This window comes from Streptomyces sp. NPDC023541 (genome assembly GCF_055559995.1).
Window position 1 is genome coordinate 208,909 of the sequence record NZ_JBVHJO010000003.1, and the last position, 12,612, is coordinate 221,520.

At 71.7% G+C, this 12,612-nt stretch carries 9 protein-coding genes; 4 read left to right on the forward strand and 5 right to left on the reverse strand.

What is annotated here, in order from left to right; all coding sequences use genetic code 11:
- Nucleotides 1–24 precede the first annotated feature (24 nt).
- Entirely contained in the window at nt 25–1,233 is a 1,209-nt protein-coding gene (locus ACZ3X1_RS08465) for a cytochrome P450 (protein WP_467277908.1), read from the forward strand.
- Nucleotides 1,234–1,621: 388 nt separating this feature from the next.
- Here the strand turns inward: ACZ3X1_RS08465 and ACZ3X1_RS08470 are convergent, their stop codons facing one another.
- Nucleotides 1,622–2,464: a diacylglycerol kinase family protein gene (locus ACZ3X1_RS08470; RefSeq protein WP_362627152.1), complete on the reverse strand. Its 843-nt coding sequence runs from the start codon at nt 2,462–2,464 to the stop codon at nt 1,622–1,624.
- A 182-nt stretch (nt 2,465–2,646) separates the two neighbouring features.
- Here ACZ3X1_RS08470 and ACZ3X1_RS08475 point away from each other — a divergent pair, with 182 nt between their 5' ends.
- The gene (locus ACZ3X1_RS08475) at nt 2,647–3,930 is read left to right on the forward strand and encodes an adenylosuccinate synthase (RefSeq protein WP_356811620.1); all 1,284 of its coding nucleotides are present in this window, start codon (nt 2,647–2,649) and stop codon (nt 3,928–3,930) included.
- A 124-nt stretch (nt 3,931–4,054) separates the two neighbouring features.
- Here the strand turns inward: ACZ3X1_RS08475 and ACZ3X1_RS08480 are convergent, their stop codons facing one another.
- Nucleotides 4,055–5,728, reverse strand: a complete 1,674-nt coding sequence (locus ACZ3X1_RS08480) for a hypothetical protein (RefSeq protein WP_467277911.1) — start codon at nt 5,726–5,728, stop codon at nt 4,055–4,057.
- A 244-nt stretch (nt 5,729–5,972) separates the two neighbouring features.
- Between ACZ3X1_RS08480 and ACZ3X1_RS08485 the strand changes: the two genes are divergently transcribed.
- Together ACZ3X1_RS08485 and ACZ3X1_RS08490 are read left to right on the forward strand one after the other, a co-directional pair.
- On the forward strand, nt 5,973–6,848 hold the full coding sequence (locus ACZ3X1_RS08485) for a PP2C family protein-serine/threonine phosphatase (protein WP_362627057.1): 876 nt from the start codon (nt 5,973–5,975) through the stop codon (nt 6,846–6,848).
- Between the two features lie 44 nt (nt 6,849–6,892).
- Complete coding sequence (locus ACZ3X1_RS08490; protein ID WP_467277915.1) at nt 6,893–7,858, forward strand: MASE1 domain-containing protein; 966 nt, start codon at nt 6,893–6,895, stop codon at nt 7,856–7,858.
- A 40-nt stretch (nt 7,859–7,898) separates the two neighbouring features.
- Here ACZ3X1_RS08490 and ACZ3X1_RS08495 read toward each other — a convergent pair whose 3' ends face one another.
- The 3 genes from ACZ3X1_RS08495 to ACZ3X1_RS08505 form a co-directional block, all read right to left on the reverse strand.
- Nucleotides 7,899–9,554, reverse strand: a complete 1,656-nt coding sequence (locus ACZ3X1_RS08495; protein WP_362627063.1) for a PKD domain-containing protein — start codon at nt 9,552–9,554, stop codon at nt 7,899–7,901.
- A gap of 226 nt (nt 9,555–9,780) precedes the next feature.
- The gene (locus tag ACZ3X1_RS08500; protein ID WP_467277919.1) at nt 9,781–11,433 is read right to left on the reverse strand and encodes a hypothetical protein; all 1,653 of its coding nucleotides are present in this window, start codon (nt 11,431–11,433) and stop codon (nt 9,781–9,783) included.
- A gap of 150 nt (nt 11,434–11,583) precedes the next feature.
- The gene (locus ACZ3X1_RS08505; RefSeq protein ID WP_467277921.1) at nt 11,584–12,462 is read right to left on the reverse strand and encodes an alpha/beta hydrolase; all 879 of its coding nucleotides are present in this window, start codon (nt 12,460–12,462) and stop codon (nt 11,584–11,586) included.
- Nucleotides 12,463–12,612 lie beyond the last annotated feature (150 nt).

Genomic DNA, 12,612 nt, shown 5'->3' on the forward strand with positions numbered 1-12,612 from the left:
CAGGACACCCCCTAGTCTGCGGGGATGGGCTTTGATCCGTGGGATGCCGCGTTCGTCGCCGATCCGTACCCGGCGTACCGGGAGTTGCGGGAGCAGGGGCGGGCCATCTGGTGGGAGGCCACCGGGCAGTGGCTGGTGCCGCACTACGCCGATGTCAGTGCGCTGCTGAGGGACCGGCGGCTGGGGCGGACCTACCTCCACCGGTTCTCGCACGAGGAGTTCGGGCGGGAGGCGCCGCCGCCGGAGCACGAGCCCTTCCATGTCCTCAACGGCAACGGGCTGCTGGACCTGGAGGATCCCGCGCACGCGCGGGTGCGCAGGCTGGTGGCGAAGGCCTTCACCCCGCGGACGGTGGAGCGGCTCGTGCCCGCCGTGCAGCGGGTGGCCGGGGAACTGGTGGGGCGGTTGCTCGCGGACGGGGGCGGTGACCTGCTCACCACCGTCGCCGAGCCGCTGCCGGTGGCCGTGATCGCGGAGCTGCTGGGCGTGCCGGAGGCGGACCGGGGGCTGCTGCGGCCCTGGTCGGCGGACATCTGCGGGATGTTCGAACTCCGGCCGGACGAGGAGACGGCGCGGCGGGCGGTGCGGGCCAGCATCGACTTCAGCGCGTACCTGCGGGAGCTGATCGCCGAGCGGCGTACCCGCCCCGGGGAGGATTTGATCTCCGGACTGATCGCCGCCCACGATGAGGAGGGGCGGCTCAGCGAGCAGGAGATGATCTCCACTTGCGTCCTCCTGCTGAACGCCGGGCACGAGGCCACCGTCAACACCACGGTCAACGGGTGGTGGGCGCTGTTCCGCAACCCCGATCAGCTCGCCGCGCTCCGCGACGGCCACGATCCCGAAAAGTTGTCCACAGCTGTGGATGAACTCATGCGGTACGACACTCCTCTGCAGATGTTCGAACGCTGGGTGCTCGACGACATCCGCGTGGGTGACAACGAGATCCCCCGCGGAGCCGAGGTCGCACTGTTGTTCGGTTCTGCGAACCGGGATCCCGCGCGCTTCGACGACCCCGACACGCTGGACGTCGTACGGGCGGACAACCCCCACCTGACCTTCGGGGCCGGGATCCACTACTGCCTGGGGGCGCCGCTGGCGCGGCGGGAGCTGGAGGCCTCGTTCGGGGCGCTGCTGGCGGAGGGGATCCCGCCCTTGCGGCTCGTGGAGGAGCCGCGGTGGCGGGACGGGTACGTCATCCGCGGGCTGGAACGCCTGCTCGTGGAGTTCTAGGGGCGTCTGCCGGTGAGGCCGTCAGGTCGCGGCGGCGCAGGGCGGCGGGGCAGGGCGGCGGGGCGGCCGCCGCCAGGGCGGTCTGGGCCAGCACCGGCGGCCGCCACGGCATGCGCACCACCTCGGCGTCGTACGGCACCCAGCGCCGCCGGGTCCCGCAGCAGGCGCCGCACCCTGGCGGACGGCGCGCAGCTCGCGCATTTCGAGCACACACCGGGCCCAGCAGCACCCCACCAGCACCACCAGGGCGCGTGAGCACCGCCGCGACCGGCGCAGGCCAGCAGAACACCGGCACCAGGCAGAGCAGCAGCGCGTCCCGCCGCCAGTCACCCAGCGCCTCCCGTGCCCTCCCGCGACGTCACCGCAGGCGGGGTCGCCTCCCCCGCCGTCAGCGGGGCACGGTGAGCGTCCATGCCCCCGGGCGCAGCGTCCACGTACGACGGCGGACCGGGCCGGCCATCGCGCCGTCGGCGCGGTAGCGGAAGTCCGCGCCCGACACCGTGACCTTCTTCGCCCGAGCCGTCACCGTCGAGCCGCCGAACCCACCACCCGTGCGCACCGCGACCTCCGCCGGTTCTCCGTCGCCCCGCGTGCGCACCGAGACGTCCGCCACGGGCTGGTCCACATCGGCCAGCAGCACCCCGTCGGCCTCCACCCGCAGCCGGTGGTGCCCGCCGCCCGCCCCGCCCGCCGCCGCGACCGGGCGGACCAGCGTCCGCACCAGCGAGCGGTACGCGCTCCACACCGACGGCCCGGCCGGCCTGGGCACCCCCCGCTCCGGCCCGCGCAGCGGCGGGATCCGCAGCGCGCCCAGCACCACCCCGTCACTGTCGTCGACCAGCAGGTCGCACATCCGCACCGAACCGTCCAGCACCGCCCGCGCCGCCGCGACGGCGGACTCGGGCACACCCAGGGACCTCGCCAGCGCCAGGGACCCCGCCGGCCCCACCGGAACCAGCGCCAGCGCGCCCTCGCCCAGCCCCCGCTCCCGGTGCAGCAGTCCCACGGCCCGCACCAGGGCCCGGTCGTCGCCCACGATCACCGGCTGTCGATGACCCCGGCGGGCGAGGGCCCGCGCGAATTCCTCCTGCGAGTCCGGGAGGCAGATCTTCGCTGCCGCGCCCGCTGACAACACATCTTTCGCGATCCGCACGGACTCGCCGTCAAGACGGCGGGCGACCGGGTCGACGAGCACCAGCAGACCGCCTACCGGCGCGCCCGCTTCGCTCATGGTGGGCTCTGGAGCCGACACCTCGGTCCTTCCTCGGGTAGCATCTTTGTGCAAGAGGCCCTTGCGCTATTGCGCCAGGGCCTTCGTCTATTCCGGGGCAACCCGTCCGACGGCTCAGCCCGCGTACATCGTCGTACGCCCCCTGACCTTGGACATGCCCCATCCGGAAGAGGTGTACGCCTGTGCCCGCTCTTGTGCTGCTCGGAGCTCAGTGGGGTGACGAGGGCAAGGGAAAGGCCACCGACCTGCTCGGTGGATCCGTTGACTATGTAGTGCGCTACCAGGGCGGCAACAACGCCGGCCACACGGTCGTCGTCGGCGACCAGAAGTACGCGCTGCACCTTCTCCCTTCCGGCATCCTCTCCCCCGGATGCACCCCGGTCATCGGTAACGGCGTCGTCGTCGACCCGGCCGTCCTGCTCTCCGAGCTGCGCGGCCTGAACGAGCGCGGCATCGACACCTCCAAGCTGCTCATCAGCGGCAACGCGCACCTGATCACGCCGTACAACGTCACCCTCGACAAGGTCGGCGAGCGCTTCCTCGGCAAGCGCAAGATCGGCACCACCGGTCGCGGCATCGGCCCGACGTACGCGGACAAGATCAACCGCATCGGCATCCGGGTCCAGGACCTCTACGACGAGTCGATCCTCACCCAGAAGGTCGAGGCGGCGCTGGAGGGCAAGAACCAGCTCCTCGCGAAGCTCTACAACCGCCGCGCGATCGAGGCCGGCCAGATCGTCGAGGAGATGCTCCAGTACGCGGAGCAGATCAAGCCGTACGTCGCCGACACCACCCTGATCCTCAACAACGCGCTGGACGAGGACAAGGTCGTGCTCTTCGAGGGCGGCCAGGGCACCCTGCTCGACGTCGACCACGGCACCTACCCCTTCGTCACCTCGTCGAACCCGACCGCGGGCGGCGCCTGCACCGGTACCGGCGTGGGCCCGACGAAGATCAGCCGTGTCATCGGCATCCTCAAGGCCTACACGACCCGCGTCGGCGCGGGCCCGTTCCCGACCGAGCTGTTCGACCAGGACGGCGAGGACCTGCGCCGCATCGGCGGCGAGCGCGGTGTGACCACCGGCCGTGACCGTCGCTGCGGCTGGTTCGACGCGCCGATCGCACGTTACGCCACCCGCGTGAACGGCCTCACCGACTTCTTCCTCACCAAGCTGGACGTGCTGACCGGCTGGGAGCAGATCCCGGTCTGCGTCGCGTACGAGATCGACGGCAAGCGCGTCGAGGAGCTCCCCTACTCGCAGACCGACTTCCACCACGCGAAGCCGATCTACGAATACCTCCCCGGCTGGTCCGAGGACATCACCAAGGCCAAGACCTTCGACGACCTGCCGAAGAACGCGCAGGACTACGTCAAGGCCCTGGAGGAGATGTCGGGCGCCCCGATCTCCGCGATCGGCGTCGGCCCCGGCCGCACCGAGACGATCGAGATCAACTCGTTCCTCTAGGGAGTGTCGACCAGGCCGGCCCCGCCAGCCAGGCGGGACTTTGACGGCACGACCCTGGCCGCAGCGGCACGAAGGGGCGGTGCGCCGTACGGCGCACCGCCCCTTCGGTCTACAGGCCGCCGGGTCAGTCCGTCTGGTAGTAGGCGAGCAGGTCGACGAGCAGGTGGGTGTCCTCCCAGCCCTGGTTCCACAGGTCGATCATGCCGCCCTTGCCGCCGGGCGTCTGCGCGACGTTCGCGACGGTCGCGCCCTTCGTCCAGTTCAGGACCGAGGAGACGGGCCGCTGCGGCGTCACCGCCGTGCCGTTCGCGTAGTCGGACCAGAAGTTCGGGTCCGGTGTCACGGACAGGAAGCCGTTCCCGCGGGTGTCGGTGACGGTGGTGTTCAGCACCCAGCCGTCGACGTCCGGGGTCGTCGTGTCGCCCTCCAGCCGCATGGGGAAGTGCGTACGGGCTTTCAGCGGGCCGGCCTTCCAGCCGCCCCAGCTGTCCTTGCGGGTGTCCAGCAGCCGGTACGGGATCCCGTGGGCCACCAGGGCGGACCGGCTCTCGGGGGTGTAGTAGCCGACGACGTCGACCACCACGTCGGCCGGGTCCCAGCCGCCGTTGCGCACGTTGATCTTTCCGTCGGGGCCGATCGGCACGACGGCCGAGTTGGCGACCGTCTGCCCGGCGGTGAAGTTCACGTTCGAGGTCGCCGGGGCGGCCTTCCCGCTGGGGTAGGCGGTCAGGTGGCCGGCCGACCGCGGGTTGGTGGCGGTGAGGTTGACCGCCACCGCGGTGGCGCCCTTCGGCACGCCCGCGCGCCCGGCGATCTCCACGCCGACGGCGCCCTGGCCGGGGACCTGGCCCTTGGCCGCGCCGAGGCCCTCGCGGGTGTCGACGACGCGGGTCGGGTTCAGCGCGCCCCAGCCGTTGGCGTGCGCCGGGGCGAAGTAGCCGGTGACATCGGCGATGATGTCGACCGCCTCCCAGCCGCCGTTGAACAGGTGGATGTACCCGTCCTCGCCGATCGCCTCGATCACCAGGTTCGGGACGGTCTGGCCCGCGGCGAAGTTCACGTTCGACGTCTCTGCGCCCTCGGCGCGGTCCTTCGTTGACTGCACCGAGACGTGGCCCGCGCCCGTGGCGTTGGTGACGGTGACGTTGAGGGCGACCGCGGTGGCCCCGGCGGGGACCTGCGCCGCGCCCGCGACCTTCAGCGCCACCGAGCTGCGCGGGCCGACCTGGGCCTTCGCGGCGCCGGTGCCCGTGCGGGTGTCGAGCAGCCGGGTGGGCTCGTGCGCGGTGAACTCGGCGCCCCGGGTGGTGAACTTCAGCTCGTTCACGGCCTCGGTGCCGTCGGCGGCGTTCTTCGCCGTGACCCTGACGTCGTACGTGCCGAGCACGGCGTACTTGTGCTTGAGGTCCCGCGCGTCGGACGCGCCGCCGGCGGGCAGGGAGTAGGTGTCCGTCGTGCCGTCGCCCCAGGAGACGGTGACGTCGAGGGCGGGCGCGTCGAAGTCGATGACGTGGGTCCGCAGCTCGACCGAGCGCGCACCGTCGGTGTGCGCGGTCAGGTAGATCGACGTGGACGAATCCTGCGCACCCTGCTTCCCCTGCGTGCCCTGAGCCCCCTTGGCACCCGGAGCGGCGCCCTGAGCGCCCTGAGCGCCCTTGGTGACGACCGTACGCTCGGCGGGGCTGCTGTACGTCGTGCCCCCCGTCCCCAGCGTCGCGTCCGGCCCCGCCCCGGGCGCCGCCTGGGCGATCCCGGGCACGAGGCCCATACCCGCCGCCACCAGGGCGGCGGAAGTCACGAGTCGGCGATTGCGCACCGATCCCCCTCTTTTCCATCAGTGGTCACACCATGGTCTTCCTGGAACACGAGTACGAGCCCGATCCGGTTGCAAGATCATGCGGACACCGGTGTTCCCAGCAAGCCCTCCCCGCGGACTCGCCGAGACGGGGCTCGGGGGGCGGGGTCCGGGTCGGCGGAAATATGATGGGCAGGTCCTTTCCACGGCGGAAGCAGGGACGGATGCACGATCGTCGGAGCCTTCGATGAGCCGGCGCCGTCCCCCTCGGGTGGCCAGCGCCGACCTGCTGAGCATGCTCGGCCGGCTGACCGCGCAGGCGCGGCAGGGCGTGGAGCTCCAGCAGGCCCGCGTGGAACTGGCCGAGGCCCTGCAGCGCGAGATGCTGCCCACCACGCTGCCCAGCCTGCCGGGGCTGCGTACGGCGGCCCGGTACTCGCCCGCCCGGCACGGCCTGGACATCGGCGGCGACTGGTACGACGGCTTCCGGCTGCCGGAGGGCGCCCTTGCCCTCTGCATCGGCGACGTGCAGGGGCACGACGTCGACGCGGCCGCCTTCATGGGGCAGGTCAGGATCTGCCTGCGGGCCGTGGCGGCCGTGGTCGTCGATCCCGGCGAGGTGCTGAGCCGGGCCAATGAGGTGCTGCTCTCGATGAACCGCGACCTCTTCGCGACGTGCAGCCTGCTCCGCTTCGACCCGGACACCTGGGAGCTGGAGAGCGCCCGGGCCGGTCACGTCCCCGCGGTGTGGGCCACGGTCGACGGCCGGTACGGCATAGCCGAGGACAACGGAGGGCTGCCGCTGAACCTGGTGCCCGGGGCGGCGTACGCGGTGACCCGGCGGCGCCTCACACAGGCGGGATCGATCGTCCTGCTCACCGACGGCGTGGTCGAGGGACCGCGGTTCCCGCTGGAGGTGGGGCTGGAACGCGTGCTCAGGGTGGTCCGGGAGGCGGCGGGCACCGACCCCGCCGAGCTGGCCGCCGAGGTGATGAAGGTGGCCGATTCGACGGGCCACGCGGACGACGCCGCGGTGCTCGTCCTCAGCCACGACGCGGCAGGAGCCGACTCGCAAGCGGGCTCGGGCGAGGACCGCGACCCGCAACCCCGTGGGACGGCGTAGCGCGTGTCACGCCCCACCCGGCCCGCGGGCTGTTGTCTGATGATGTGGTGCGCACCGAGGGATGGCGACGTCCGGCCGAACTGCTCCTACTGATCCTCGCCGTCGCCGTCGCGTACTACATCAGCGGGCGGATCGGCCTGCGCCAGAGCGTGACCGTCGACGGCGCCCAGGTCACCCCGCTGTGGCTGCCCACCGGCATCGCGCTGGCCGCCCTGCTCTGGCTGGGCCCGCGGGTCTGGCCGGGGATCCCGCTCGGCACCTACTTCGCCATCGAACGGATCAGCGAGTTCGACCTCAGCGACCTCGGCATCCTCGCGGGGAACACCATCGCGCCGGTGTGCGCGTACCTGATGCTGCGCCGGGTGGACTTCCGCACGCAGATGGACCGGCTGAGGGACGCGCTGGCGCTCGTCTTCCTGGGCGGTCTGCTGCCGATGCTGATCAGCGCGACGGCCGGGACCTGGACCCTCGTACTCACCGGCGATCTGCCCCGGGGCGGATTCTGGCCGGTGTGGGCGGCCTGGTGGGTGGGGGACGCCATGGGGGTGCTCGTACTGACCCCGCTGCTGCTGGTCCTGCGCCGGGCCCGGCTGCCACGGGACGACTACCGGCTGGCCGAGGTGTCGGCCCTGGCGGTCACGTCCGTGATCGTCACCCTCGTGGCCACCCGCAGCCACCTGTCCGTGCTCTTCCTCGTCTTCCCGCTGCTGATCTGGGCGGCCGTACGCTTCCAGTTCGCCGCGAGCGCGCCGTGCACCCTGCTGATCTCGGTCCTGGCGATCTCGGCGGCGCACGATCACGTCGGGCCGTTCGTCGGGTACAGCCTCCTGGAGCTCATGGTCAACCTCCAGGCCCTCAACGGCGCGGCCGCCCTCACCGGGCTGCTGCTGTCCGCGCTCGTGACCGAGCAGAACAACGTACGGCTGAGGATCGAGCAGGTCTGCGAGGACCTGGCCGACCTGGTGGAGCACCTGGCTCCGGGCGGCAGACCGGGGCCCCCGGAGCACTGAGCGCCCCGGGGAGGCCGTCCCCGGGGCGCTCGGCGGTGGGTCAGTTGGTCTCGTAGTAGCCGAAGATGTCGACGACGAGGTCGGTGTTGTCCCAGCCCTGGTTCCAGTAGTCGACGATGCCGTTCTTCCCGGAGCCCGCCTGGACCAGGTTCGGAACGGTCTTGCCGGCCGTCCAGTTCAGGGTCGAGGCGGTGGGACGCTCCGGGAACACCTGCTTGCCGTCCCGGTACTGCTCCCGCGTGTTCGAATCCGGAGCGACTGACAGGAAGCCCGCGCCGACGGTGTTCGTGACCGTGGTGTTCAGCACGAACCCGGCGATGCCGGGCTCGCCCACCGACAGCGGGTGCCAGATGTAGCCGCGGCCCTGCATCGGACCGTGCGGCCAGCGCGGGTCGCGGGTGTCGATCAGCCGGACCGACGTGATCGGCATGTAGGCGGCCTTGCTGTCGCGGCTGTAGAAGCCGACGACGTCGACGATCACGTCCGTGCCGGCCCAGGCGCCGTTGCGGACGTTGATGCTGCCGTCGGGGCCGACGGGCACGATCACCGCATTGGCGATGGTCTGGCCCGCGGTGAAGTTCACGTTGGACGTGATCGGGACGCTGCCGCCGCTCGGGAAGACGGACAGGTGGCCGGCCTCCTTCGGGTTGGTCGCCGTCACGTTCAGCGCCACGGCCGTGACGCCTTCCGGCACTCCGCGCAGGCCGCTGATCCGCGTACCGAAGGTCTTCTGCCCGGCCAGCTGGCCCCGGGTGGTGCCCAGGCCCTCACGGGTGTCGACGAACCGGACGGGCGTCATCGGCGTGTAGCCGGCGGCGTCGGTGCGCGTGAAGTAGCCGGTCACGTCCGCGATCAGGTCGACGGACTCCGAGCCGCGGTTGGCAAGCTCGACGTAGCCGTTCTTGCCGACGGGCACGATGACCAGGTTGGGGACGGACCGGCCGGCCTCGAAGTTCACGTTCGAGGTCGTCGGCCGCTCGGTGCCCTCGGCGAAGGCCGTGATGTGCCCGCCGCTGGTGGTGTTGGTGACGGTCACGTTGAGGGCGACGGCGGTGACCCCCTCCGGTATCGCGCCGTTGCCGCCGACCTTCACGCGGGTCGAGCCGTACGCGGGGACCTTGCCCTGGGCCGCGCCGGTCCCGTCGCGGGTGTCCAGCAGTCGGGTCGGGGTGTGCGCGACGAAGTCCGAGCCGGCGGTCATCACCTCGAACTCGTTGACGACCTCGGCCTGGTTGGCCGGGTCCGCCACGGTGACCTTGACGGTGTACTGGCCGAGCTTCGCGTACGTGTGGCTGTTCTTCAGGACGGTCGAGCCGTACGCGTCTACGCCGTCCGGACTGCTGCCGTCGCCCCAGTCGACGGTGACCTTCAGCGCGGAGTCGGCACTGATGACGGTGGTCTCCAGGTCGAACGCGTGGGCCGTGGTGGCCGCGGCGTTCAGGACGAGGGCCAGGTCGGGGTTGCCGGAGGCCTGCTGGGCGGAGACCCCGCCCTTGGCGCCCGGCAGGGCCTTGCGGACGGAACGCTCGGCGGGGCTCTTGAAGGTGTTCAGGTTCGGTGCCGCGGCCTTGGCCAGGTCCACGGCGGGCGCGCTCACCCCCGGCGTGACCGGCTCCGCGGCCTGGGCGATGCCCGGCGCGAGACCGACGGTTGCCGCGATGACGGCGACGGAAACTACGAGACGGCGACTGCGCACCGGTCCCCCCATTTTTGAACGTGCTCAGGTCTGGGCTTCAGAGTACATAGATCCTCGCCAACGAAATCGCCAATACCGGTGCGGCCGCGTGGAGTTGGCGCATTTCTGTCCCGAACTGATCCCAATGTCCGTCGGGACGGACCCGACGGAAGGGATGAGAACGAGCGAGGGCCCGCCCGGTCGTGAGATCGGGCGGGACCCTCGCCGTTGTGCGCGGAGCTGCGGATCAGTTCGTCTCGTAGATGCCGAAGACGTCGACGATCAGGTCGGCGTCCTGCCAGCCCTGGTTCCAGAAGTTGATGATCCCGTACTCGCCGACGCCCGTCTGCACCAGGTTCGGGACGGTGGCGCCCTTCGCCCAGTTCAGGGTGGAGGAGCCGGGACGCGGCGGCTTCGGCGCGTTGGGGTCGGTGTTCTCCTCCCACGGGAGCGGGCTGGGTGCCACCGAGAGGAACCCGGAGTCCGTGGTGTTGGTGACCGTCGTGTTGAAGGTGAAGGCCTCGACGCCCTCCGGCTCGGGCGCGAACCACTGCGAGAAGTACCCGCGGGCCGGCAGCCTCCCGGGCCACGCCACGGTGTCGCGGGTGTCGATCGCGCGCCACGGGTCGATCGCCCGGTACGCCGCCCTGCTGTCCTTGCTGTAGTGGCCGACGACGTCCACGACGACGTCGGTGCCCGCCCATGAGCCGTTGAAGACGCTGATCCTGCCGTCGGCGCTCACGGGTACGATCACCGAGTTGGCGACCGTCTGGCCGGCCGTGAAGTTCAGGTTGGACGCCGTGGGGGTCTGGCCCCCGCCCGGGAAGACCGACAGGTGACCGGCCTCCCCGGGGTTGGTCACCGTGACGTTCAGGGCGACGGCGGTGATGCCCTTGGGCACGCCCTTGAGGCCGTCGATCTGGGTGGTGAAGGTACCGCGCCCGGCGAGCCGGCCCTTGGCGGTGCCGAGGCCCTCACGGGTGTCGACGAACCGGGCCGGGGTCATCGCCGTGTAACCGCCGGCCGCGGAACGGGTGAAGTAGCCCGTGACGTCGGCGACCAGGTCCACCGGGCTCCAGCCGCCGTTGAAGAACTCCACGTGACCGTCCTCGCCCACCGGCACGATGACCAGGTTCGGGACGGACTGACCGGCGGTGTGGTTCAGGTTCGACGTGTCCGGCCGGGATCCTCCGCCCGCGTACGCCGTGACGTGCCCGTCGGCGGTGGTGTTCGTGACGGTGACGTTGAGGACGACCGCCGTGGCTCCGGCGGGAATCCCGGAGTTGCCCGCCACCCGTACACGGGTCGTGCCGCGCCCCACGACCTTGCCCGCCTTCGCGCCCGTACCGTCGCGCGTGTCCAGCAGCCGGGTCGGGGCGTGCGGGGTGAACTCGGCGCCCGCGGTCGCGAAGGCGATCTGGTTGGCGGCCTGGATGCCGTTGGCGACGTCGGTGACCGTCACCTTCACCACGTACTCGCCGACCTCGGCGTAGACGTGGCTGTGGTAGACCTCGCCGGTGCCCTTGGCGGTCGTCTTCTCCGTCTTGCCGTCACCCCAGTCGACGACCACGTCGAGCGTGACGTCCGGCCCCGTGATCTTGGTGATGAGCTCCAGCCGGTGAGCGGAGTAGCTTTCACCCGTGATCTCCGCGGCCAGCCCCGGGTGGTCCTCGGCGGCCTTGTTGCCCCCGCCCGGCAGCGTCGTGCGCACCGTCCGGTCGGCGGGGCTGTGGAACTTCTCGCCCGAGGCCTTCGTGGCCTGCATGCCCTGCGTGCCCTTCACGGCCTGCGCGGCCTGCGCGGCGCCCGGGCCCTGCTGGGCGGGCTTGGCCGGCCCCTCGGTGGCCGAGGCCGTGCTCGGGATGAGCCCGAGACCCGCCGCCACGAGGGCAGCGGTCATTACGAGTCGGCGATTGCGCACCGGCCCCCCATTTTGTTCGGTCTTCAAAGCGACCTGATCAGATCTTGATCAGAGTACCCAGCGTGCCGGCCCTCGCCGCCATGGGTTTTCGCCCTGGTCACGGGGATGTGTGCGGAGGTCCGGCGTCCGCTACCAGGCCAGCTGGGAGATCTCCTCCGCGACCACCGCGCACGCGTCCGCCCCCGGGTCGATCAGCGGAAAGTGCCCCACCCCGTCGAGCAGGGTCAGCCCCACCGTCTCCCCCGCCTTCGCCGCTGCCGCCACGTACGCCTCGGCCACCTGCTGCGGGACCACGATGTCGTCCCGCCCCTGGACGACCGCCGTGGCGATGCCCGTCGGCAGCAGGGACGCCGGGTCGGCGGACGGGAGCCGCTCGTCCCAGTGGTCCGCGCCCCCCAGCAGCTGCGCGCTCGCCCCGCCGCACACGCCCAGCTCCTCCGCCACCGCGAAGTCCGCGATCGGCGCCAGCGCCACCACCCCCCGCAGCATCGGCGGGGCGGGCAGCCGCCACGGGGATCCGTACGGCAGCACGTGCCGGGCCGCGGCCCACAGCGCGAGGTGGCCGCCCGCCGAGTGGCCGGTGACGACCACGCGGCGGACGTCGGCCTGCGGCAGGGTGGTCGCGGCGAGGCCCGGAAGGGCGTCCATCGCGGCCGCGACGTCGTCGAAGGTCTCCGGCCAGCGCCCGGCGACCGGCCCGTCGGAATTCTGGTGGGGCAGCGAGCTGCCGCGCCGGTACTCGACGTTGGCGACGGCGAAACCGCGCCGGGCCAGGAAGGCCGCGAAGGGGGTGACGTGCTGCCTGTCGTAGGGCGCCCGCCACGCGCCGCCGTGCAGGACCACCACCAGCGGGACCGGGCCCGCGCTCTCGCCGCGCGGGGCGTAGAAGTCGACGACGTGGTCGGGGTGTTGCCCGTACGCGGCCGTCGCGTCCGGTGCGACCGCCGGATGGGCGAAGGCCGAGGCGGCCTCGGCGGCGTCCCGTTCCACGGCGGCGGGGTCCGTCATCGGCTCAACCTCTCGGTAACGCGTGGGACAGCGGGGACAGATGTTCCGGTGTTCCGGCAGAGCGGGACCGTATCAGTCTGGAACAGGTGGTTCCGTGCAGGGCCCGGAATACGAAGGGGCGGACGGAGCCGTGGCCCCGCCCGCCCTGCG